The following is a 22,874-nucleotide window of genomic DNA, read 5'->3' as shown; positions in this document are numbered from 1 at the left end:
GTTTGATCTTTAAGCTGATTTTTTATAGAGCGGCTTGTTTAACTTGCGCCAATAACCCGGTTACCTTTTCTTTAATATGCTCTTGCGTTCCGCTGGTAAATGACCCGCCAACACCAACGCCTATTGCGCCTGCCTTTAACCATTCGGCCACATTTGCTGTGTTAACACTGCCGACAGCTAAAAACCTTGCCCCTTTAAAAGGGCCAAGCAATGCCTTAAAGTAATCAATACCCAATGGCCCAGCCGGGAAAACTTTCACAAAGTCGGCGCCGTTGGTAACGGCAACTGCCACTTCGGTAGGCGTCATGGCGCCCATAAGCGTAACCACCCCGGCGTTTTGTGCCACTTTTAAAACTTCAATATCAGTATTAGGTGTTACTAAAAACTGGGCACCTGCCTGAATAGCCTCCCGGGCTAATGCCGGGGTAATTACTGTCCCTGCACCAATTAGTGTATCCGGATAGTTTTGCCGGGCCCAGGTAATATGTTCGCAAAAAGAGGGTGTATTGCTGGTGATTTCTAAAACAGAGATACCAGATTCAATGAGCGCCTTGATGACGGGTCGAACAGTATCGGTATCGTCTAACCTGATAATGGCCACCACTTTGGCCGATTCGATATGATTTATAATGGATGATTTCATCTGATAACATGACCGGAGGTATTACCCTCCATAATTGAAATTATTTCGTGTTCCGGGCTGGTATGCTGATCGCCGGGTATAGTATGTTTTAAGGCAAAAGCCGCGGCTGCAAAATTGATGATCTTTTGATTATCCCAGCCTTTGTTTAAGGCATGAAGTATACTTGCAGCAAATGCGTCCCCGCTGCCAAAGCGGTCGGTAATATCAACTGTGTAATTGGGTGATATGTAAGTTTTGCCTTCGTTAAAGAAAACAGCGCCAAGCCTGTTGCTTGATGCAGAATTATGTTCGCGAATGGTAAAGGCAATTTGTTTAAGTCCAAATTGCGCAGCAGTCAATTGTATACCGTGATGAGCCATTTCAGTTTCATTACTGCCGTTAATCTTCATATCGTAAACATCTATTAATCCGCCAACGTTTCCTAACAACAGATCAGTATGTTCAAGTATGCGGTCAAATACCTGCCTGGCTTTTAAATTATCACTCCATAGCGTACGCCGGTAATTAAAATCAAACGCCACATTCACATTTAATTTTTTTGCTTGCGCTACAAGGGCAATGGTGGCCTCCGCGCAGCTATCGGATACAGCAGCGGTGATGCCGGACACAAATAACCAGGATTTCCCTTCAAGGATCTCCTGCCAATCAAATTCATTAACATCGATCTGGCTAAAAGCAGAGAATTTTCTATCATAGATAACCCTTGACGGGCGGATTGAAGACCCCAACTCAACAAAATAAGTACCCAAACGTTCGCCGCCTTTTTTTATTTGGGCAACATCTACACCATAATTTGTTAATGAGCGGATAGCGTTGTCGCCAATTGTATTGTCGGGCACTTTAGTAATAAACTGTACGCTATTACCCAATATTGCCAATGAACTGGCAACGTTTGATTCAGAACCGGCATAGTTGACTGCGAAAACGGAACTGCCATACAATTTTTCTCCGCTTACCGGTGGAGTAAGCCTGAGCATGATCTCGCCAAAAGTTAAAAAGCTCATATCACTTTACACTGAATTTGTAAACAGAAAAAGGGTTGTAAACCAGCCCTGGCTTAATCGCGCGGCCTTTACCTTCGCCATGCAAATTAAAAAACGAGTGATGTGTCATATTAAAATTATACGCTTATTGGTTGCTGCAAGATAGTGAATTATAAATTCGTTGTCGTTAGTCAGCCTGCAAGTCATTTAAATGTTCAGTTCTTCGTGAGATCCTGCTTCATCCTGTTTCATTGCACGGTATTATTGGCAAATGGATATGTCAGCAAAATGTTATTAAATCAAATAGTAATTTAACAGACTTGTAAGTTAACTTGTTGTACGTATATTTGCTCTATGAAACCAGTAGTAGTATTTGATAAGATCATGGAAACGGCCGATAGGTTGTTTTATGAACAAGGTTATAATCTTACCGGTATTAATCAGATCATTGAAGAGGCCGGTATCTCAAAGCCATCTCTTTACAATCACTTCAGTTCAAAAAGCGAATTGCTTTTGGCCTACCTCGACCGGATCTATGACAAATGGTTTGATGGCCTAGCGGAATTTAGTAAGGACATTACTGACCCATTTGACAGGCTCATCGCCATATTTGATTATCGTATTGGCCGGCAGATCAAATCCAATTACGGCGGCTGCCATTGGAATAAAATTAGCGCAGAAATGCCAAAAGATGAAATTGATGTTTTGGAACGAACGTCTAAATTCAAAAACAACCTAAAGGCCCACGTCATTGAACTGGTTAAGCAAATGAACAGGCCAAAGGACAGGTTGTTAAACGATGAACAATTTGCAGAAAGCGTTTTCCTGCACCTGGAAGGTGGGCTCATCCTTACTTACATTACTAAATCACATCAATCGTTAGAGAACGCTAAAGAAATTGTACGCAAGCTGGTTTAGGCCAGCTATCTAAAAACAACAAAGCCATGAAAATAGCACAATTAAAGAGCTCCGGCATGCCGGGGGTAGGATACTTACGTCCTTTATTTTTTGGAAGCATCACTTCCCCGGTAAGGATTTTTGTTCTCGCTCTCGTTATGTTCAGCACTACAATAAAAGCTCAAACCCCTTTAACACTTAAGCAAGCCATTAAGACAGCGCTTGACAACTATGGCATCATAAAAGCCAAACAGGCTTATGTAAAAGCTTCAACCGCGTCTGTTGTACAGGCAAAATTAGATTATCTGCCTAACTTCAATTTATCTGCACAGGCAGATTATGGTACAGCAAATGGTATTAATGGCCCGGCCTATGGTTTTGGTCCGGCAGGAATCTCATCCGGCGGTATACCGCTGGCCAGCCAAAATTGGAATGCCGCTTTCGGTTCGCTTTACCTGGCCAATATCAACTGGGATTTTTACGCGTTCGGCCGTTCAAAGCAAAAGATCTTAACGGCAGGCGCTAAACAAGATCTTGATGCCAGTGACGTTTCACAAGAGATATTTCAGCACGAAGTGCGGGTAGCTGCGGCTTACCTTAACTTGTTGGCCGCCCACAGGCTAACCGCATCTTATCACAAAAACCTTGACCGTGCAGACACGCTCAGGCAGGTGATTGTAAGGAAAGCAAAAAAAGACCTGATCGCCGGCGTAGATTCATCACAAGCCAATGCAGAGGTATCAAACTCAAAAAGCATACTGTTAAACGCTATGACTTATGAAGACGATCAAAATAGCGCGCTGGTAAAACTACTTGGCACAGAACCGCAGAAGATAGAGCCTGACACTGTTTTTATAGCCAACCTGCCCAAAACGCTCCCGCTGACCTACGATTCTTTGGCGGCTAATCACCCGGTACTTTCTTTTTACAAAAACCGGATTCTGTATAGCAATGACCAGGCTAAATATTATAAAACACTGGCTTTGCCAACGTTTACATTAGGTGCAGCTATGCAAACCAGGGGATCGGGGTTTAATTACACTTATTCTGCCGCTCACCCTAATTATGATAGTGGCCTGTCGTCGGGCTTAAGTCCTGACCGTACCAACTATGTCGTAGCGCTGGGGGTTACGTGGAATATTACGCAACCGCTGCGCACCAAACAGCAGGTTAAATCTCAACGATTTATAAGCGAAGGCTTAAAAGACGAGCTGGCACTTACAAAGCAGCAGCTCATCACACAGAATAATTTTGCCGATACTAAACTTAAAAATGCCATTGCAGATTATTATGAAACGCCGCAGCAGGTAAAGGCAGCCAACGATACTTATCATCAAAAACTGGTGCTTTATAACCACGGCCTTACCGACCTGGTAAATGTTACCCAAGCTTTGTATGCATTGGTAAGGGCAGAAACAGACCGCGACATTGCCTATAACAACGTTTGGCAAGCCCTGCTACTAAAAGCAGCGGCAACCGGCGATTTCAATATATTTTCCAGTAACCTTTAAACACCATGAACTTAATTTTATTTGCACTTAAAAAACCTATCACCATCATGGTGCTGGTAGTGTCACTTTTATTTTTCGGGATCAGCGCCATCAAGTCTGTCAAGATCGATATTTTTCCGCAGCTAGGTTTGCCTGTTTTATATATCGCGCACCCTTATGGCGGTTTCACACCAAACCAGATGGAAACTTTTTTCACCAAGCAGTATATCAATACGCTGCTGTATGTTAACGGCGTAAAAAGTATCGAAACCAAGAACATACAGGGCCTGGCGCTTATCAAACTTAACTTTTACCCGGGCACTAATATGGCTGCGGCTGAAGCTGAAACATCAGCCGCTAGTGCCCGTGCGCAGGCATTGTTTCCTGCCGGTTCCAATCCGCCATTCATAATAAGATTTGACTCTTCGACACTTCCCGTGGGGCAGGTTATCGTGAGCAGCGATAAACGCAACAACAACGAGTTGCTTGACTTGGCCAACGTATATGTACGTTCCGCGTTTACAACTATTCCCGGATTATTATCGCCGCCTCCATTCGGAGGTAATATCCGTACGGTAGTAATCAAACCTGACCCTGCTTTATTGCGCAGCCATAACCTTACGCCGGATCAGATAGTAAGGGCAATAGCCATTAATAACCAGACAACTCCATCAGGAAACGTTCGTGTGGGTGATAAAAACTATATCACACCCACCAATACCACGATTCATAAGATCAAAGATTTTGGTGATATCCCTTTATTTAAAGGTAGTGTAGGTAACGTTTATATCCGCGACGTTGCTACGGTAGAGGATGGTGCCGATATTACTGTCGGCTACGCATTAGTAAATGGTAAGCGGTCTGTTTATATGAGTATAGCCAAAAATGCCGATGCTTCTACCTGGGAGGTAGTACAGAAACTGAAAAAAGCGTTGCCAAAAATGCAGTCGCAATTACCGGACGATGTAAAGCTGACCTATTCTTTTGACCAGTCTGTTTACGTGATCAACGCTGTAAAAAGCCTAATATCAGAAGGCGCCATAGGTGCTATCCTTACGGGATTGATGGTATTGCTTTTCCTGGGCGACTGGCGCGGTGCAACTATCGTTATCCTGACCATCCCTGCATCTATTATATCCGGCGTGTTATTTCTTAGCCTTTTCGGGCAAACCATCAATATCATGACTTTGAGCGGTTTGTCACTGGCCATAGGTATCCTGGTAGATGAAAGTACGGTAACCATAGAGAATATACACCAGCATTTTGATATGGGTAAGCCAAAGCGCCTGGCCATTTGGGATGCCTGTAAAGAGATAGCTTTTCCTAAATTGCTGATACTTTTCTGTATCCTTGCCGTATTTGCACCTGCGTTTACTATGGGCGGCATACCGGGAGGGTTGTTCCTGCCATTGGCATTAGCCATCGGTTTCAGCATGGTTACTTCTTATTTCCTTGCACAAACCTTTGTGCCTGTAATGGCTAACTGGATCATGAAAAGCCATGCTAAAAAAGCGCACCAACCGGTAAAGGGAGATGAAGAGCATACCTGGAGCCAAAAAGAAGAGATCGTAAAAGAACTGGAACATACACCTGCAGATAAACTGAGCAGTTTTGATCGCCTACGTTTGCGGTTCCTTAATTTTATTGACCGGATCATGCCGCTGCGTAAACCCGTTGTGCTGGTCTATCTGATAGTGTCGATCATCATAGGCGCTTTACTATTGAACCATATCGGTAAGGATATTTTACCTAAGGTAAATGGCGGACAGTTCCAGGTACGGATCCGTGCGGCAGAGGGTACCCGTATCGAACGGACCGAAGATAAAACATTACAAACCACGCAGATCATTAAGAATATTGTGGGCGACGATCACATCCTGATCACGTCTGCCTATGTGGGTATTCACCCAAACCTGTTTTCTACCAACCCGGTTTTCCTTTGGATGGCCGGTCCGCAAGAGGCAGTCCTCCAGGTGGCTTTTAAAGAAGGTTATCATACTAATCTTGATGAGTTGAAGGAAAAAATACGCCACGAGGTGGCCAAACAAGTTCCGGATATCAAGCTGTCTTTTGAGCCTATCGAGTTGACCGATAAGATCTTGAGCCAGGGATCACCAACCCCGATCGAGGTACGTTTTGCCGGCCGTAATAAAAAGATGAACGAGTTGTACGCCGCCAAACTGATAGCTAAACTAAAGGAAATCCCTTACCTGCGTGATGTACAATTAGGGCAATCCAATAAATATCCTGCTATTAATATCGAGATCGATCGCCAGCGCGCGGCACAATTAGGTGTTGATGTAAATGATGTATCGCGCTCATTAATTGCTTCTACTTCTTCTTCACGGTATACCGACAGGAGCATCTGGACCGATGAAAAATCAGGCAATAGCTATAACGTACAGGTGCAGGTGCCCGAAAATAAAATGCAAAGCATTAATGATATCGGCGAAATACCTTTGCTTGCCAATGGCAGCCGCCCGGTATTGAGCGACGTGGCTACCATTAAGCAGGATACCACTTATGGCGAAAATGACGACATTGGCGCGCTGCCTATACTTTCTGTAACTGCTAACCTGAATAAACAGGATCTGGGTAAGGCATCGGCAGATGTACAAAAAGCAATAGCATCACTGGGTGAACTACCGCGCGGTACTACTGCCGAACTGGTGGGGTTGAGCCAAACATTAACAGACACGCTAAGCAGCCTGCAAAACGGTTTGCTGGTTGCCATTGTAGTGATCTTCCTGATGCTGGCAGCCAACTTCCAATCGTTCCGGGTGTCGGCCGTTATTTTGACTACTGTGCCTGCTGTAATTATAGGTTCGCTTGTAATGTTGCTCATTACGGGTTCTACGCTTAACCTGCAATCCTACATGGGTATAATTATGTCGGTGGGCGTATCTATCTCTAACGCGGTACTATTGATCACAAATGCCGAGCAGATCAGGTTAATCAATAGTAGTTCGCTGCTTTCGGCACGCGAAGCCGTAGCGTTACGCTTAAGACCTATTTTAATGACCGCCCTGGCAATGGTTGTAGGTATGATACCTATGGCCAGCGGGTTAGGTGAGGCAGGCGACCAAACATCGCCGCTGGGTAGGGCCGTGGTAGGCGGACTAATCGCCTCAACATTTGCCACTTTATTTATCCTGCCGCTGGTGTTTGCCTGGGCACAGGAAAAAGCATCTGTAAAATCAGTTTCCCTTGAAGCTAACGACGAGGAAAGCATGGAATATATCAACTCTTTAACAGCATAAAAAAATGAACACTAAAGCTATAATTATCACTATTGCCGTTGCCTCATTATTTTGGGCAGGCTGCTCGTCGTCTGACGGGGAAAGTAAAGAAACCGAGAAAAAGGCAGCGCCTGCGGCCAAAGCTGTTCCGGCAACATTTGCCTTATCAAAAGGCTCATTGCATACTGAACTTAAGATACCTTCTGAGCTGACTGCTTACCGTCAGGTGGATATTTACGCCAAGGTTAACAGCTACGTGAAAAACCTGACGGCTGATGTGGGTTCTGAAGTAAAAAAAGGCCAGGTGCTTGCCACGCTTGAAGCACCCGAACTGGTGCAGCAACTAGCAGCATCTATGTCAAAATATAAAGCACAGCAGGCAATTTATGAGCAAAGTAATGCAACTTATGAGCGTATTGTTGATGCCAGCAAAACACCCGGCACCATATCAAAAAATGATGTAGACATAGCCAGCGCAAAACGTAACTCAGACCTTGCACAAATGCAAGCCGCGAAAGCTGATTATGAAGCAAACAAAACTATCGCGCAATATCTAACCATCCGTGCACCTTTTGATGGCGTAATAAGCGCACGGAATGTAAACCTGGGTGCTTATATCGGCCCTGCCGGAAAAGGCTCAGAATTACCCATTTTTACACTTGCAGAGCAACAACACCTGCGCCTGGTGATTGAGATTCCTGAGGCCTATAAAAATTTTATCAAATTAAATGATGTGGTAAAATTTACCGTAAAAGCTTTCCCTGACCAACCGTTTAGCGCGAAGATTGCCAGGAGGGCCGGTGTAATGGACAAGTCATTGCGTTCTGAACATATCGAACTGGATGTTATAAATGATGATCGTAGATTATCCCCTGGCATGGTTGCTGAAGCGGTGATCGGGTTGGATGCTGATGCAAATGCGTTCGTGGTACCTAAAGGCGCGGTAGTTAACTCGGCCGATGGTATCTTTATGATTGAAGATTCTTCAAATATCGCTAAAAGAGTGCCGGTACGTCTTGGCCGGGTGACCGACAGTTTGGCCGAGGTGTTCGGAAAAAGTTTAAAAGTCAACGCGCTATATGTAGCTAAAAGCAGTGAGGAGATCAAAAACGGCAAGCCGATAGCTAATATGTAAATCTATCGTATAACAGATCGTCATGGTTTATGCCTTTAGTAAAAAATGACGAATTTAACATAAAAGAGCCGGCTTCTTTAAAGTCGGCTCTTTTATGTTATTGAAATGTAACTACACTTCTGTTTTTACTGTTGCGTCTTCCAGGCGATGCGGTTGCCCTTTGCCCGTGGTGATCAGGTTGAACAAGCTATGGTGCAGAAAATAGTTCCAGCCCTTAAAGCAGTCGTTATAGCATTCGCTTTCGGGTATTAAACCAATATGGGTGAAATTCAATTGCGTTTTACCATCTTTTTGTGCGATCTCAAAGATGATCCTGGTGCCGGTCCATTCATCTTTATCCTCAAGGAAACTTAAATGGCTCTCTGTAACCAGCCAAACAACCTTTTCATTTTTAATAACTTCTGTTAGTTTTTGTTTAGAATAATGCATGTCCGCAAAGCGTACCTCAAATTCATCATCCTGTTTTTCAGAATTGCCTTTAAAGTCTTCAGACCACCAGGCGCGGATGTCATTAATGGCGCCGAAAACTTCTTCCGGGCTTTGGTCTACCGTTAAGGTAGTAGTAAAATCTGCTGTTGTCATGTTTATAGGGTTTTAGTTGGGTAATTTCTTGTTTAATAAAGTCTCCAGGTTTTTCAGTTTCGATGCCCAGAACTGGTCGAAATAATTGAGCCAGGCCTTCAGTTCATCAAAACCATCTTTTTTAAGTGTGCAATAACGTTCTCGGCCAAGGTCCTTGATCGAAATAAAGCCCGCTGTTTCCAGGATCTTTACGTGCTTTGAAACGGCAGGGCGGCTCATGTCGAAATTATCAGCAAGGCTGTTAATGGTCAGGCTGTCTTCAGATAGCAGCATGAGCATCTTCCTTCTGCTGGGGTCGCCAATCACCTGGAAAGTATCAAGCGTTGGTATTGCCATCTTTTGCCGGGTTTAAAAGTTTTTCAATATTCTGGAATTTCTCTAACCAGCCATGCATCAGGCCATGATACATATCAAGGTTCTCTTCCTGGTTAAAGCCGCGGTGGTCTAAAAATACTTCTGTTCCGTTTTCTTTAGCTTCCAGTTGCCAGGTCACTACCGATTCGAGCGTGATCTTGCCTTCGCCCGGGCCGCAGTTCCATGAGTACACTAATTTTTTTAACGGATCGATCTCTAATACTTTGCAATAAAAGATGCCGTCAAAGTTCAGGTTTGCCTTTCCGCCGGTCCTGAATTGAAATTCATGGCCGACCACGGGCTCGAAATTGTTTTTCATGAGCCATTGGCCCATGAGTTCAGAATTGGTTAGGTATTCCCAAACCGTTTCGACAGGATGGGAGAAGAAATACTGGTGTTTTATGATTTTCGCCATAATGGGTAACTTTTAAGTTACTCAAATATATAAGTAACTTTTGGGTTACGCAAATTTATTTTTTTATTTTTTTAACGAATTGTCTAGGTGATGGATAAACACGTTATGCTATGTACCTTAGAAGTTTGATTTTATATAATGAAGCTTATTTCTCATATGCTGACAAAACCAAGCGTTGTATGCACAATATTTTTATTGATGATTTTTGGCACCGGTTTAAATGCACAAAATTTAACCGGCAAAACAGATTGGATCCGTCCCGGTGCAGGATCAGACAACAAAACATGGGGTATTCACAATGGAATAGTGTTTAGTTTATGGCCGAATGGTGTTGAAACCGGCGATAAAGGGACAGGTGGACCAAGGGGGCTGATAAGGGTGGGGTATGAGTATCATGGAAAGACATATCTTATAAATTTTATTGCTGTTGAACCAGTGGTGGATAACAAAATAGAATACAGCGAGATCTCACCATCGGCCATTGACGGAAAATGGGGAAAGCTGTTCTGGGCCGGTGATAGTGAGAATGCTAATGCTTATAACCCTGCTGACCAGTGCAGAGGGGTGGTATCACATCCTGACCCTAACCATCCCGAGGTAGAACAATTATCCGTATATATTTTTATCGAGCAATTTTTAAACAGGTCAAATCCTTATTTAAAAGTGAGCATCCGCAGTGATAAACCTGATGAAATAGGTTTTGAGATATACAATAATGGTAACAGTGCGAAGATGGATAGATGCGCCCTTACAGCCACGATGGGCAATTATTCAAGATTAAGGGTGCTACATCTTGCAGATCAAGTTATCGACTCAAGAAAACTGTATAATGGTTATTCGGGAATTGATTTTATCGAAAAAGAACCGTACCCGGTAGCTAAATTTTTAAAGCTTAAAGATGGTAGCCTATCGCTATAGCAACACAAAACGAAAGCTTGTCAGAACTATCATCATGGTCTGTGGATAGCGCATATTACAGCAAGCGGGGCTGGAAATACCGCCCGGATTTTAAGTTAACGCAATATTGGCGTACGGACAAGGGGAATTATGATCCGTCGCTTGAAGTAAGGGTAAATGGCAGGTCAAAATATTGGATCGTTGCCAGCAGAGACCCAAAGCAATACGTTGATATCCCCGGAGGACCTGCATTTGAAAATTTTGAATTGCGTGAAAAATACTATCCCGGCCAAAAGTTTTATTATGGCCTTACCCGGAAAACTGCAGAGGAATTGTTTGAGCAATGATATCCGGTTACAATCCTTAAAATGTATAAGCGATGAGTAGAAACATATAAATGGCTCTTTGGCATTAGCCGGACATTTGTCTTATAAATTAAAACATAACGACAAATGAAAAAGACAGTATTGATAACAGGTGCTTCTTCGGGCTTTGGCAGGGCAGCAGCTAATTTATTTCATAAAAATGGCTGGAACGTGATAGCAACCATGCGTTCACCTGAAAAGGAAACCGAACTGACCAATCTTGATGATGTATTGGTATCTAAACTGGATGTTACTGACAAGGCCACAATAAAAACAGCGGTAGCGCAGGGCATAGAAAAATTCGGCAAAATTGATGTGCTGGTTAACAACGCGGGCTACGGTGCTTTAGGTGCGCTTGAACCCGCTACAGAAGAAAACATCAAAAAACAATTTGATGTAAATGTTTTTGGGCTGATAGCGGTTACTCAAGCCGTGTTGCCCGGCATGCGTAAACATAAATACGGTGTGATCATCAACGTATCATCAGTAGGGGGCAGGGTTACGTTTCCCTTCTCATCGTTTTATCATGCTACCAAATTCGCGGTAGAAGGTTTGACAGAATCCATTCAATATGAATTAAATCCATTGAGTATCCGCTTAAAAATTGTTGAACCGGGCGGTTATAAAACTGAATTTTCAGGCCGCTCGATGACGCTGATTAATGCGAACGGTATTGATGATTACCAGGCTCCGTTTGATAATTTTATTAAGATGTTAGACAACTGGCCTATGTCTGAAAACCTTGATGAAGTAGCTGATACGATTTACGAAGCAGCAACGGACGGCACTGAAAAATTACGCTACCCTACGAGCCAGGAGGCAGCGCATCTTGTTGAATCACGCAGGCAAATGAGTGATGTGGAGTTCAAGAAAATGATGGCCGCGCAAACCGGTTTCTAAAAAATCAACGGCTGCCCTGATCTGGGGCAGCCAAATTTTTAGTGTAACTTTATATTACTGTAACAATATGTCAGAAAACTATATCGACCTTGAAAATATAAGCGACCTGCATAGGCTGGTTCAATACACGCCGCCCAAACATCCGTTGATCAGCGTGATTGAACATACCGACTTTTATGCTAAACGCCCTAAAACCGACGGATTTTACCGCTTTGGATTTTATACGATATCCTGTAAAAAGTTTGAGGGATACTTAAAATATGGCAAAGGCCACTATGATTTTAATGAAGGTTCGTTGATGTTTACCGCACCCTGGCAGGTAATTGCGCCCGGGGCTAATGTTACAGTGGACGAAGGTTGGGCGCTGTTTATCCATCCCGACCTGATCCATGGCACGGATCTGGGTAGAAAGATCCACCAGTATTCATTTTTTAATTATGAGGCTAATGAAGCCCTGCATATATCTGAAGACGAGAAGCAGATCATTAAAGATTGCTTAGCTAAGATAGAAAGGGAGTACGCGCAAAATATCGATAAACATACCCAGGGGCTTATTGTGAGTAATATCGAGCTATTGCTTAATTATTGCGACCGGTTTTACGATCGTCAATTTTACACCCGAAAAAAAGTCAACTCGGATGTAGTGCAGCAGTTTGAAACATTGCTAAAAGATTATTTTTCGCAAAGCAGTTTGATCGATGTTGGATTGCCAAGTGTTAAATATTTTGCGTCAAAGCTTAACCTGTCGCCCAATTATTTATCTGATTTGTTGAATAAATTTACAGGGAAAACTACGCAGGAGCATATCCATCTTGAACTGGTAGACAAAGCAAAATCGTTATTATGGGGCACTAATAACTCTATCAGTGAGATAGCTTATGGCTTAGGGTTTGAGCACCCGTCGCACTTTACCAAGATCTTTAAAACAAAAACCGGTAAATCGCCCAGCGCGTACAGACATGTTAATTAAACCTGTTTTAATAGCATAAAAAAAGCGTTGTTATTTGAAGTATGGTACTCAAATAACAACGCTTTTAGAGCTTGTAAGATTGCTGATGCCTATTCGTGTAAAACCAATATGGCTTTTACAGATTTGTTCATTACCTGATTTACGGTGCTTCTGGTAAACAAACGGTAAACTATGTTATGGTGATGTTTTACCAGGCAAAGTATATCGGTTTCGTTTTTCTCCACAAAATCCATAATGCCGTTTAACGGGCGGCTGTCCTGGATATAGTTAAACTCAAGCTTAGCGTTTTTGATCAGGTCCTGCAGTTTATGTTCAATGGTTTCGATATTTTTCTTTTGGGCACCTTCGGTAACGTATAATACGTTCATCTTATCAGATTTAAATGCTTCTACCATTTCATTCAAGGCGTTAACGTCCTCGGCAGACAGTCTTGTTTCGTAATCTGTAGCCAGGGTGATCACCGGGTTTTCAGATAGCTTGCTTTCAAGCGGAACGATCAGCGTCGGCGTTTTAACCAGCGATACCATCATGCTGGCGTTACTGCCCACAATGCCGGTTATGCCTGTCGAGCCGGTTATGCCCATAACCAATAGCTCTACGCGGTGTTCTGCAATATAATTTGTGATGACATTTTTCAGGAAGCCTACACCGCAGATAGTGATCACATCAATATCCCTATATTCTTCTCTCGAAGTAAATTTACCGGCCCATTCTTTTAACGCCTGTTTTTTATTGTCATAGTAATCGTCAATATAAATGGCATTGTAAATATTGTTATTAACACCTTCGGTAGGGTGTATAGCGTGTATTACGCAAACTTCCATTTTAAGTAGTTTTGCTAAAGCCATAGCATATTCCATGGCATTGGCTGCGCAATATGAAAAATCGGTAGCAACAAGTATCTGTTTCATTTTCTTCTTAGGTTAAAGGTACGTTTAAATAAACAGGCGGAAAAGGACGAATAACAATAATCCTAACAGCATTGATACAGGCAAAGTAAGTACCCAGGCCAAACCGATGCTTTTTAAAGTACCGTTATTTAAGTTTTTAGTTCCGCCGGCAGCCATCATTGATCCGGCTATACCGCTTGATAGTACGTGCGTGGTACTTACCGGTAAACCTAATGATGTACTGATAGCGATAGTAGATGCAGCAACGATCTCTGATGAAGCACCCTGGGCATAATTTAAATGCTCATTACCAATTTTCTCGCCAATGGTAACTACAATACGTTTCCAGCCGATCATTGTACCTAAGCCTAAAGAAATAGATATAGTGGCTATTACCCATATTGGGGCAAAGTCTGTAATACTGGTAATATTTTTTGAGTCGGAGGTCAGAATTGTTTTGTCCGCATCTGTAAATTTAATATTCGTATCAGCTGTAACTACGCCAAGATCTTTGATCACAGATTTTAATTCCTTACGAATCTTATAAGGAGATTTGCCTTTTTGGGCTTCGGCAATGGTTAATTCACCTTTTGCCCTGTCAATAGCCGAATCAGTCTTCATGATCTCTGCTTTGCCTGCATCACCTGTAATTGTGGCCCTGCTTAATACCTGCTCTGTAGTGTTTAGTGACAGCAACATTTTGTCGCTTGATATGCTATGATTTACAGCAAATTTTGCCGGTAAAAATGCGATCAGGATCAGCATTAATAAGCCTACACCTTTTTGTCCGTCATTACTTCCGTGGAAAAAGCTAACCAGGGTACAGGTAGTGATCAACAGCGCACGTACTAAAAACGGAGGGCGGTCATTTTCGCCCGTAGGGATATGCAGCAGTGCTTTTGATTTAAATACATCCTTTATAAGGAACATTAGCAAGGCTGCCGCGCCAAAGCCAAATACAGGCGATAAGATTAATGACAGGCCAATTTCTTTTGCTTTGTCCCAGTTAACACCCGGGCCGCCGTAAAAAAAAGTAAAAGCAAGGCTTGAGCCAATTAGCGCACCGTACAAAGTGTGAGAGCTTGAGCAAGGGATACCCAGGTACCAGGTACCTAAATTCCAGATGATTGAGGCTACCAATACTGAAAGCACCATACAGGCACCTATACTTACGGGCAGTGACATCAAAGCATCAAGCGGTAATAGTTTTAATACGCTCATGGCAACTGCCACACCGCCAAGAAACACACCCAAGAAGTTGAAAAATCCCGACCATGGGATTGCAACCACCGGTTTAAGTGCCCTGGTGTAAATAACCGTTGCTACCGCATTGGCGGTATCATGAAAACCGTTAACAAATTCAAAACCGACAACCGCCAGTAAACAAAGAAAAAAAACGACCAAAATAGAGCCGCTTAAATCTATCTCGCCAAGAAAGGGGAGCGTAATAACATTCAATATAAAATGCATGATCTTAAATAAGGTAATTGTGATTGTTAATTAGCCAAATAAATACAACGCATATTTACTTAGACCAAAGTGCAGGTTATCAAATTGTTAACAACTACAACCGGACCTATTGTTAAAAAGCCCGGCTGTAATAGTAAAAGATTAATTTTGCGCGTGCAGTCCTACCTGGTTTCCCTCGATATCAATGATCAGGGCCATAAAACCCATTCCTTCGCCTATCTCGGTTCTTGGTAAGTTTATTTCGCCACCTGCATCTTCAACTCTGTCTAAGATGGTCTGGATATCAGGGTTTGCATTTAAATAGATGATCGCGCCGTCTTCTGATGGAATGTGGTTCTCGCTTTCGGCCAAAGCGCCGCCAACTTTGCCGCTTTGCATGTCGATAGGGAAACCGGCCATTTTCATCCCAAGCATTTCGGGTAGGGCAATCATTTTCATATCAAAAATTTCTTCATAAAACTCTTGTGCGCGTTCAAGATCATCAACCGGTATCTCGAACCAGTTTAGCGCGTTTGCATTAGCTTCCATAGGTAGATTTTATTGTTTTTTTAACTATGATAAAGCTAAGTACCACAGCATTATGCGGATATTACCCTTTTATTAAGTTTTGGGTAATAGAAATATGGTCCGGATAAATAAGCCGGTTTTGAGGAAAAAAAGAAATTAAAGCAGATGGGCCTTACAATGCGTTATTCCGCATGGACGATATGATAAACGTAGCTATAGCGACGATTAGCCCGAACATAAAAATGCTGTAGGCGGCCCTGAGTAAGCGATATTTGCGGCCAAGCACTACGCCCTGCGAATAAACATCTTTGATCAGTATATCATATAAAAACTCCGGATCATTCAGGATACTTTTCATGCCCTTGGCATAATCATCAAGCTTCATTTTATAAAAATTGCCAAAAAACAAAAGGTTTACCTTTTTATCAGCCAGATCTTTTGCAGTAAAGCGCCCCATGGGGATAGAAGGCCGCGTAGCTAATATAGCCAGGATCATGGTCAATAAACTAACACAAAGCAGGATATACGATGGCAACACCAAAAACTGGTTGTCCTTAAGGTTTCTTAACAGCAAGCTGATAATGGCAGATATGATAATGGAATTAACCGTGATCAATATCTGGGCCTTATTATCGGCCATGTCACTTAACCTATGGTCGTTATTATCAGTAACCCGCAACAGCGTTTCAATAACCGAAGCCATGTTGGTATTATCTATTACTACGGGTTGTTCTGTCGGGTTTTCCTTATTGGGCATAATGTTTTTATCAGGTGTAAATTTAATAAATCTTCGGGCTTTCTGAATTTGAAAAAAGTATTCTACTTTTAAATCAACCAACTAATAACCCGACTAAAGTTATGCTTAAGAAATATTGCCTGTTTTTAATCTTGTTATTAAGCACTCATGTATGGGCGCAGGAGCCATCATACTCCGGTTATATGAAAGAATTATTTAAAGGCCCCGATAGCCCCGAACAGCGGGATAAATGGTTAGCTAATTTAAAAGATTGGCGGGATAAACAGAGAGCAACCATAAAATATGATAGTTCGTTTTATGGTGAACCAAAGCTTAAATGGATCAATCATACTTTCATTTATGTACAGATGATGGCGCACGACCGCTATTTTTATGACCCTGTAAATCATAAATATACCGTTACGCGCTACCTGACTGATCTGAAAAAACGTTACGGCGGTATTGACGCGGTATTGATATGGCCAACGTATCCTAATATTGGGGTGGATAACCGTAACCAGTTTGATCTGACGGCCGATCTGCCGGGTGGAAAAAAGACAGTAAGGCAAATGATAGCTGATTTTAGGGCTAACGGTGTCCGGGTGTTTTTCCCGATCATGATCTGGGATCATGGAACACGCCGGATCAAAATGTCAATGCCCAACGCTTTGGTTAAAGAAATGAAAGACCTGGGTGCCGATGGTATGAACGGCGATACCATGTTAGGCGTATCTGATGATTTTTACCAGGCAAGTAAGAATGAAAATTATCCGCTTGCATTGCAGCCCGAGCTATCATTGGGCAATTTAAAAATGATAGAGTGGAACAGGCTAAGCTGGGGGTATTTCTTTAATTACGAGTATATGCCCGGTGTTAGTGTTTACAGGTGGTTTGAGCCAAAGCACCAGGTAAATATCACCAATAGGTGGGCTGTAAATAAAACTGATGATCTGCAAACGGCATTTTTTAACGGAATAGGCTATAACTCGTGGGAAAATGTATGGACCGTATGGAACCAAATCCCCGACAGGTATGCAGAAGCTATTAGGCGGATCTCGTCAATTTATAAAGCCCTTCCGGATATCTGGGCAAGTAAAGATTGGGAACCTTATATCCCGGTGTTGCAGAGGGGGGTATTTGCCTCCAAATTTCCTGACCGGGACAAAACGGTTTATACTTTTATTAACCGTGACAGTACCGATGCGAACGGTGCTCAAATAACTTTACCTTACCATAAAAGTGAAAAATATTATGATCTGTGGAACGGTCATGAAATTAAGCCTGAGATCAAAGGCGACAAAATTGTTTTGAGTTTTCCTATTGAAGGTTATGGCTACAGCGCGATTTTGGTAACAAAAAACGGCATGACACCAGCTAACCTGAATGCCACTTTAAGTAAAATGTCCGGTTTAAGCAAACGTACGCTTAAAAGTTATTCGGCAGATTGGAAACCTATTCCGCAACAGATCATCCCGATAGCAAAAACAAAACCACCTGTAAAAACTCTCGAAGGAATGGTTAAAATTCCGGCTGCGAGTAATTACCAGTTTGAGTCGATAGGGGTGATGATCGAAGGGAATGAGCTACCGCTGGCCGTTGGTGTACAGCATCCCTGGGAATGCCATCCGTCGCGAACCCAAAAACATACCATGGAGATCCCATCTTTTTATATCGACAAATACCCGGTAACCAATAAAGAGTTTAAACGGTTTATGGATGCGACTAAATATCATCCGCTGGATGATCATAACTTTTTAAAAGATTGGGTTAACGGGACATACCTTTTAGGGACAGCTGATCAGCCTGTTACATGGGTATCTCTGGACGATGCCCGGGCGTATGCTAAATGGGCAGGTAAGCGTTTACCGCATGAGTGGGAATGGCAATACGCTGCGCAGGGTACTGATGGCAGGTTGTATCCCTGGGGAAATGATAAATCAGCAGATAAATTTCCGCAACCTGATACAACCCGTGATATGCGCAGACCAACTAACGTAAATGCGTATCCAAATGGTGCAAGCCCGTTTGGCGTTATGGACCTGTTAGGCAATGTATGGCAATGGACCGATGAATATGCCGATGAACATAGCAGGTCGGCTATTTTAAAAGGCAGCAGCTATTACCATGCGCAAACGTCGGGTTGGTATTTCCCGCCGGCGCTAGAACTAAATAAATACGGTAAATATCTGTTGATGGCACCATCTTTAGATCGTGCCGCTACAATTGGGTTCAGATGTGTAATGGACAGTAATTAGAATTTTAAAATGGTATTTCCTTAAAATTCTATAGTTTCGCCCTTTTAATTTGATCTGACATGCTTACCGTAGAGAAAATAGGCGGCACATCTATGAGTGCCCTGCAGGAGGTGATTAACAATATTGTTTATTTTGAACGCACAGGCGATCAATTATATAACCGTGTTTTGGTTGTATCAGCCTTCTCCGGCGTAACTAATTTACTTTTAGAAAATAAAAAAACTAAAGCCCCTGGTGTTTACCACAGGATAGTGCTAAAAGAGAATTTTCACGAGCCGCTAAAAGAGCTTGTAGCGCATTTAAAAACCATCAACGCCGGGTACGCAAGACTGGGCCTTGATGTTGAAACAGCCGATAAGTTTATCGAAGAACACGTTGCCAAAGCGCAAACTTATTTAGAGAGTGCCGCCATTATGCTGGCATCAGGCTATTTAAATGAGGGGATTCTGCTCGCCGCACGCGAGATTCTGGCATCTATAGGCGAAACGCACTCCGCTTATGTACTGACCAATATTTTAACGGCCAAAGGCCTTAATGCAAAACTGGTTGACTTGAGCGGCTTTGATGATCAACGTGCTTTAACTATTGATGAGCGTATAAAAGATGCTTTTGCAAATATCGAACTTGAAAAATGTATTTGTATAGTAACCGGGTATGCTAAAGGCACAGAAGGTATTATGCGCGAGTTTGACCGTGGTTATTCTGAAGTTACTTTTAGTAAGATAGCCGAAATTGTAAAACCACAGGAGGCCATCATTCATAAAGAATATCACCTGTCAACAGCCGACCCGGGTTTGGTTGGTATAGATAATGTGAAACCGGTAGGTTATACCAACTACGATATTGCCGATCAATTGGCAGATGTTGGTATGGAAGCCATCCATCCAAAAGCATCAAAACCTTTAGAAATAAACGGCATTGACCTGCGGATAAAAAATACGTTTGAACCCGCGCATCCCGGTACACTGATCACTAAAAATTATGTATCGGCATTAAAAAGGGTAGAAGTGATAACCGGTACCGACCAGTTGTTATTGATAGATATATATGATGCTTTGATGGTGGGCAGCGTAGGCAGTGACCTTGAAATTATGCAGTTGTTTGCCCAACACCAAATCAGCTACACATTTAAAGCCACCAGCGCCAACAGCATCACTATTGTGATCTGGGAAAACGACTTTAAGCAAGACCTGATCACCGACCTTGAAACCAAGTTTGAAAAAGTATCTGTTGAAAAAGTAGCTATGGTTTGTTTATTAGGCTCAAATATGGATAAGCCGGGTTTACTGGCCAATGCGGCTGCCGCTTTAGCTAAAGACGATATCAACATCGTGAGCGCCGGCGTAGCTTTGCGTAAAGTAAATATCCAGTTTGTAATAGCCCGCGATCAGTTTAAAACAGCTATCATCGCCCTGAATAAGGCGGTGGGTTAAATTTTCTTATAACCGTCCTGATAAAGCACTCGCGCTTCATCAGGGCGGGATTTAGTAAAGTTAATTGGTCGAAAAGCCGTATTTTTTGTAAATAACTTTAGCCTCGGCGCTTATCAAAAAATCCATAAAATCTTTAGCTGCCTGTGGGTGGGGCGCTGTTTTTAATGATCCGGCAACGTACTGAGCGGGTACATTTTCATTTTGCGGCAGTTCAACTAAGTCAATCGGGTGGCCAATCATTTGCTGATAATAGGCCTCGCTATACCATACCGGGCCGGCATCACTTTGATCATACAAAATGCGCATTGGGGTTTCGCGATGATGAATCTTGGTTAAATATGTGGTAGAATCTTTAACCTTATCCTCAAGGATAGTTTTACGCAAGCTTTCGCCGCCGGCTTTTACATAAGCAGCTTCAATTTGCTTACCAATACCTTCGGTTTGCAGGTTTGGCATGCTAACCCGTATATCTTTTCCACCCAAATCAACTAGGCTTTTTAATTGTTTAGGATTACCCTTCTTTACCATTATAGCTAAGCGGTTGTTGGCGTAGGCTTCTGTTTTGGTGAAAATATCCATTTTGTCGATGGCGTTTTTTCCGGCAGTGTATATATCCGGTTTATAGGTGATCCGCATGTTGCCAATGGTTACAGATCCACCTGCAATTTGGTTTGCTAATATGCCCGGCGGCAGGGTTTCTGCAAATACACGCTGGTATTGCGGATACTTTAATTTAAAAGCCGCTAATAATTCATCCACACACATAAACTGGTTACCTGCAAAAAATATGACCAATTGCGGGTCGCTGATATCGCCATACAAATCAGGTACATTATCAATACCGGGTACGGTAAACATAACTTTGCTTTCTAATGGCTTGTTCCAGGGCGGATCAAACCGGTGATTCTGTGCCTTAACAATAAGTGAAGTTGCTATGAGGCTAAGTGCAATAATGGTTTTTTTAGCAGACATGAAAAATTAATATATTTAGGAGGACTGTAAATAATTAATTAAGGAACGGCAATAATATTGATTATTTAGGTAATTATGGTTATTACTTGATCACATTTAAATAATTATCTGATTTATTCTTTAATGCATAAATCTTGGTTAAGCCATGCCAAAATAGATTAATGATTGGACAATTATGCAAAATTTTATTTGGCGGTAATCTGCTTTCTTTGATATAGCTGATTATAAAAATTTAGTCTGAAAAAATATTTTAACAAATGATATCAAGAAAACTACAACTGGTATTGCTGGCTTTTTTCCTTACCGTTTTTGCTGCTAAGGCACAAACTGCAACGGACAATTATAGCGAAGCACAAAGGCAACATTTAAAGCAACTGCAGCAACAATTTGTTGACCTGCGGTTTGGGATGTTTATCCATTTTAATATTCCAACTTATATGGATGCCGACTGGCCTGATCCGGAAGCTTCGCCTGCATTGTTTAATCCAACCAAACTGGATTGTAATCAATGGGCAAAGGCGGCAAAAGCAGCCCACATGACTTACGGATGCTTAACCACCAAGCACCATAGCGGTTTTTGTATCTGGGATACCAAAAGCACTGATTACAATGTAATGAACAGTCCGTTAAAAAGGGATGTGGTGAAAGAATATGTTGAGGCGTTCAGGGCAAATGGGTTAAAGGTGATGTTGTATTATTCAATACTGGATACACACCATAAATTAAGGCCTAACCAGATCCAGCTAAGCCATATCGAAATGGTGAAAACCCAATTGACAGAACTGCTTACAAAATATGGTAAAATTGAAGCCCTGATCATTGATGGCTGGGACGCACCATGGTCAAGGATCTCTTATGATGACGTGCCATTTGAGGATATCTATCACCTGGTAAAAAAACTACAGCCTGATTGTTTGCTGATGGACCTGAACGGTGCTAAATACCCAGGACAAGGTTTATACTATACAGATATTAAAACCTACGAAATGGGTGCAGGCCAGCGGATGCAAAAAGAGAGCAACTTCATGCCATCTTTAGCATGTTTGCCTATCCAAAGCGCCTGGTTCTGGAAAACAGATTTCCCAACAACCCCGGTTAAGGACGCTGCTAAATTGGTTAACGAACAATTGATCAAATTAAACAACGACCGTTGTAACTTCATACTGAACGTTGCACCAAACCGCGATGGTTTATTTGACGCTAATGCTTTAGCAGGTTTAGATGCTATTGGTAAACTATGGAAAAATGAGGGCCCGGTAGCACCGATAGGTGATATCGATCTGCCGATCATATCGTCAAACTTAGCCAAGAACCAGCCGGCCAATTCAAGCTGGAGCGACGATTCAAATATCAGCGATTTTGCAAATGATGACAATTTTGGCTCTTCATGGATCTCAAATCCTGTTGTTAAGCAACCTTGGTATGAGATTAGCTTTAAGCGCGAAACAGCGTTAAATACCATAGTAATTGCTGAGGAGAAAGCCAATATCAATAAATACAAACTGGAATATTATTCAGCAGGTTCATGGAAACCCATACTTGATGGTGATAAAGCAGGTAAAATTAAACTTCACCGTTTTAACCGTATCTGGGCCAATAAAGTACGTATGCAGATAATAGGCTACAAAGAACAACCATCAATTGCGGAGTTTGAGGTATACAACGAACAGCGATAGTGATTAAGTAAAGAATAAATTACAAATTAAAAAGCGGGTGGCTATTAAGCTATCCGCTTTTTTGC

At 42.3% G+C, this 22,874-nt stretch carries 21 protein-coding genes; 11 read left to right on the top strand and 10 right to left on the bottom strand.

The window, feature by feature from the left end; translation table 11 throughout:
* Positions 1–22 precede the first annotated feature (22 nt).
* The gene (locus tag FO440_RS18095; protein ID WP_144249690.1) at positions 23–643 is read right to left on the bottom strand and encodes a bifunctional 4-hydroxy-2-oxoglutarate aldolase/2-dehydro-3-deoxy-phosphogluconate aldolase; all 621 of its coding nucleotides are present in this window, start codon (positions 641–643) and stop codon (positions 23–25) included.
* Complete coding sequence (locus FO440_RS18090) at positions 640–1,647, bottom strand: sugar kinase (RefSeq protein WP_144249689.1); 1,008 nt, start codon at positions 1,645–1,647, stop codon at positions 640–642. The genes FO440_RS18095 and FO440_RS18090 overlap by 4 nt, the downstream gene beginning before the upstream one ends.
* Positions 1,648–1,980: 333 nt before the next feature.
* Here FO440_RS18090 and FO440_RS18085 point away from each other — a divergent pair, with 333 nt between their 5' ends.
* Genes FO440_RS18085 through FO440_RS18070 form a run of 4 tightly spaced genes read left to right on the top strand, consistent with a single transcriptional unit; the run spans position 1,981 to position 8,387 of the window.
* Complete coding sequence (locus FO440_RS18085; protein WP_144249688.1) at positions 1,981–2,544, top strand: TetR/AcrR family transcriptional regulator; 564 nt, start codon at positions 1,981–1,983, stop codon at positions 2,542–2,544.
* A gap of 26 nt (positions 2,545–2,570) precedes the next feature.
* Entirely contained in the window at positions 2,571–4,034 is a 1,464-nt protein-coding gene (locus FO440_RS18080; protein ID WP_246104256.1) for a TolC family protein, read from the top strand.
* A gap of 5 nt (positions 4,035–4,039) precedes the next feature.
* Positions 4,040–7,273, top strand: coding sequence for an efflux RND transporter permease subunit (locus FO440_RS18075; RefSeq protein ID WP_144249687.1), 3,234 nt, complete (start codon positions 4,040–4,042; stop codon positions 7,271–7,273).
* Positions 7,274–7,277: 4 nt separating this feature from the next.
* Positions 7,278–8,387, top strand: coding sequence for an efflux RND transporter periplasmic adaptor subunit (locus tag FO440_RS18070; RefSeq protein ID WP_144249686.1), 1,110 nt, complete (start codon positions 7,278–7,280; stop codon positions 8,385–8,387).
* 111 nt (positions 8,388–8,498) lie between these two features.
* Here the strand turns inward: FO440_RS18070 and FO440_RS18065 are convergent, their stop codons facing one another.
* Genes FO440_RS18065 through FO440_RS18055 form a run of 3 tightly spaced genes read right to left on the bottom strand, consistent with a single transcriptional unit; the run spans position 8,499 to position 9,738 of the window.
* Positions 8,499–8,969 carry an SRPBCC family protein gene (locus FO440_RS18065; protein WP_144249685.1) on the bottom strand — a complete coding sequence of 157 codons (471 nt, stop codon included), beginning with the start codon at positions 8,967–8,969 and terminating at the stop codon, positions 8,499–8,501.
* Between the two features lie 12 nt (positions 8,970–8,981).
* The gene (locus FO440_RS18060; RefSeq protein WP_144249684.1) at positions 8,982–9,305 is read right to left on the bottom strand and encodes an ArsR/SmtB family transcription factor; all 324 of its coding nucleotides are present in this window, start codon (positions 9,303–9,305) and stop codon (positions 8,982–8,984) included.
* Positions 9,286–9,738: an SRPBCC family protein gene (locus tag FO440_RS18055; RefSeq protein WP_144249683.1), complete on the bottom strand. Its 453-nt coding sequence runs from the start codon at positions 9,736–9,738 to the stop codon at positions 9,286–9,288. Before FO440_RS18055 ends, FO440_RS18060 begins: the two co-directional genes overlap by 20 nt.
* A 198-nt stretch (positions 9,739–9,936) precedes the next feature.
* Between FO440_RS18055 and FO440_RS18050 the strand changes: the two genes are divergently transcribed.
* From FO440_RS18050 to FO440_RS18035, 4 genes are all read left to right on the top strand, one after another.
* On the top strand, positions 9,937–10,656 hold the full coding sequence (locus FO440_RS18050; protein WP_144249682.1) for a hypothetical protein: 720 nt from the start codon (positions 9,937–9,939) through the stop codon (positions 10,654–10,656).
* A 17-nt stretch (positions 10,657–10,673) separates the two neighbouring features.
* The gene (locus FO440_RS18045; protein ID WP_144249681.1) at positions 10,674–10,982 is read left to right on the top strand and encodes a hypothetical protein; all 309 of its coding nucleotides are present in this window, start codon (positions 10,674–10,676) and stop codon (positions 10,980–10,982) included.
* A gap of 105 nt (positions 10,983–11,087) precedes the next feature.
* Entirely contained in the window at positions 11,088–11,900 is an 813-nt protein-coding gene (locus FO440_RS18040) for an SDR family oxidoreductase (RefSeq protein WP_144249680.1), read from the top strand.
* A 67-nt stretch (positions 11,901–11,967) separates the two neighbouring features.
* The gene (locus tag FO440_RS18035; protein ID WP_144249679.1) at positions 11,968–12,870 is read left to right on the top strand and encodes a helix-turn-helix domain-containing protein; all 903 of its coding nucleotides are present in this window, start codon (positions 11,968–11,970) and stop codon (positions 12,868–12,870) included.
* 89 nt (positions 12,871–12,959) lie between these two features.
* Here the strand turns inward: FO440_RS18035 and FO440_RS18030 are convergent, their stop codons facing one another.
* From FO440_RS18030 to FO440_RS18015, 4 genes are all read right to left on the bottom strand, one after another.
* Positions 12,960–13,781, bottom strand: a complete 822-nt coding sequence (locus tag FO440_RS18030) for a universal stress protein (RefSeq protein WP_144249678.1) — start codon at positions 13,779–13,781, stop codon at positions 12,960–12,962.
* A 24-nt stretch (positions 13,782–13,805) separates the two neighbouring features.
* Positions 13,806–15,230: an inorganic phosphate transporter gene (locus FO440_RS18025; RefSeq protein WP_144249677.1), complete on the bottom strand. Its 1,425-nt coding sequence runs from the start codon at positions 15,228–15,230 to the stop codon at positions 13,806–13,808.
* A 141-nt stretch (positions 15,231–15,371) separates the two neighbouring features.
* Entirely contained in the window at positions 15,372–15,758 is a 387-nt protein-coding gene (locus FO440_RS18020) for a VOC family protein (protein ID WP_144249676.1), read from the bottom strand.
* Between the two features lie 151 nt (positions 15,759–15,909).
* Positions 15,910–16,494, bottom strand: coding sequence for a Pycsar system effector family protein (locus tag FO440_RS18015; RefSeq protein ID WP_144249675.1), 585 nt, complete (start codon positions 16,492–16,494; stop codon positions 15,910–15,912).
* 101 nt (positions 16,495–16,595) lie between these two features.
* Between FO440_RS18015 and FO440_RS18010 the strand changes: the two genes are divergently transcribed.
* Positions 16,596–18,728 (top strand): formylglycine-generating enzyme family protein, encoded by a 2,133-nt coding sequence (locus tag FO440_RS18010; RefSeq protein ID WP_222104010.1) that lies wholly within the window; start codon positions 16,596–16,598, stop codon positions 18,726–18,728.
* A gap of 59 nt (positions 18,729–18,787) precedes the next feature.
* The gene (locus FO440_RS18005; protein ID WP_144249674.1) at positions 18,788–20,161 is read left to right on the top strand and encodes an aspartate kinase; all 1,374 of its coding nucleotides are present in this window, start codon (positions 18,788–18,790) and stop codon (positions 20,159–20,161) included.
* Between the two features lie 60 nt (positions 20,162–20,221).
* Here FO440_RS18005 and FO440_RS18000 read toward each other — a convergent pair whose 3' ends face one another.
* Positions 20,222–21,133: a molybdate ABC transporter substrate-binding protein gene (locus FO440_RS18000; RefSeq protein WP_144249673.1), complete on the bottom strand. Its 912-nt coding sequence runs from the start codon at positions 21,131–21,133 to the stop codon at positions 20,222–20,224.
* Positions 21,134–21,390: 257 nt separating this feature from the next.
* Between FO440_RS18000 and FO440_RS17995 the strand changes: the two genes are divergently transcribed.
* A complete protein-coding gene (locus FO440_RS17995) occupies positions 21,391–22,809 on the top strand; it encodes an alpha-L-fucosidase (RefSeq protein WP_144249672.1) in 1,419 nt (472 codons plus the stop codon).
* Positions 22,810–22,874 lie beyond the last annotated feature (65 nt).

It is taken from the genome of Mucilaginibacter corticis, from assembly GCF_007558865.1.
GTDB lineage: Bacteria > Bacteroidota > Bacteroidia > Sphingobacteriales > Sphingobacteriaceae > Mucilaginibacter > Mucilaginibacter corticis.
Note: the sequence above shows the minus strand (reverse complement) of the source record. Positions and strands in the feature narration are given on the sequence as shown.

Bases quoted from the DNA above. Each gene is read 5' to 3' on its own strand.
- FO440_RS18095 (WP_144249690.1), bottom strand. From the start codon at position 643: ATGAAATCATCCATTATAAATCATATCGAATCGGCCAAAGTGGTGGCC.
- FO440_RS18090 (WP_144249689.1), bottom strand. From the start codon at position 1,647: ATGAGCTTTTTAACTTTTGGCGAGATCATGCTCAGGCTTACTCCACCG.
- FO440_RS18085 (WP_144249688.1), top strand. From the start codon at position 1,981: ATGAAACCAGTAGTAGTATTTGATAAGATCATGGAAACGGCCGATAGG.
- FO440_RS18080 (WP_246104256.1), top strand. From the start codon at position 2,571: ATGAAAATAGCACAATTAAAGAGCTCCGGCATGCCGGGGGTAGGATAC.
- FO440_RS18075 (WP_144249687.1), top strand. From the start codon at position 4,040: ATGAACTTAATTTTATTTGCACTTAAAAAACCTATCACCATCATGGTG.
- FO440_RS18070 (WP_144249686.1), top strand. From the start codon at position 7,278: ATGAACACTAAAGCTATAATTATCACTATTGCCGTTGCCTCATTATTT.
- FO440_RS18065 (WP_144249685.1), bottom strand. From the start codon at position 8,969: ATGACAACAGCAGATTTTACTACTACCTTAACGGTAGACCAAAGCCCG.
- FO440_RS18060 (WP_144249684.1), bottom strand. From the start codon at position 9,305: ATGGCAATACCAACGCTTGATACTTTCCAGGTGATTGGCGACCCCAGC.
- FO440_RS18055 (WP_144249683.1), bottom strand. From the start codon at position 9,738: ATGGCGAAAATCATAAAACACCAGTATTTCTTCTCCCATCCTGTCGAA.
- FO440_RS18050 (WP_144249682.1), top strand. From the start codon at position 9,937: ATGATTTTTGGCACCGGTTTAAATGCACAAAATTTAACCGGCAAAACA.
- FO440_RS18040 (WP_144249680.1), top strand. From the start codon at position 11,088: ATGAAAAAGACAGTATTGATAACAGGTGCTTCTTCGGGCTTTGGCAGG.
- FO440_RS18035 (WP_144249679.1), top strand. From the start codon at position 11,968: ATGTCAGAAAACTATATCGACCTTGAAAATATAAGCGACCTGCATAGG.
- FO440_RS18030 (WP_144249678.1), bottom strand. From the start codon at position 13,781: ATGAAACAGATACTTGTTGCTACCGATTTTTCATATTGCGCAGCCAAT.
- FO440_RS18025 (WP_144249677.1), bottom strand. From the start codon at position 15,230: ATGCATTTTATATTGAATGTTATTACGCTCCCCTTTCTTGGCGAGATA.
- FO440_RS18020 (WP_144249676.1), bottom strand. From the start codon at position 15,758: ATGGAAGCTAATGCAAACGCGCTAAACTGGTTCGAGATACCGGTTGAT.
- FO440_RS18015 (WP_144249675.1), bottom strand. From the start codon at position 16,494: ATGCCCAATAAGGAAAACCCGACAGAACAACCCGTAGTAATAGATAAT.
- FO440_RS18010 (WP_222104010.1), top strand. From the start codon at position 16,596: ATGCTTAAGAAATATTGCCTGTTTTTAATCTTGTTATTAAGCACTCAT.
- FO440_RS18005 (WP_144249674.1), top strand. From the start codon at position 18,788: ATGCTTACCGTAGAGAAAATAGGCGGCACATCTATGAGTGCCCTGCAG.
- FO440_RS18000 (WP_144249673.1), bottom strand. From the start codon at position 21,133: ATGTCTGCTAAAAAAACCATTATTGCACTTAGCCTCATAGCAACTTCA.
- FO440_RS17995 (WP_144249672.1), top strand. From the start codon at position 21,391: ATGATATCAAGAAAACTACAACTGGTATTGCTGGCTTTTTTCCTTACC.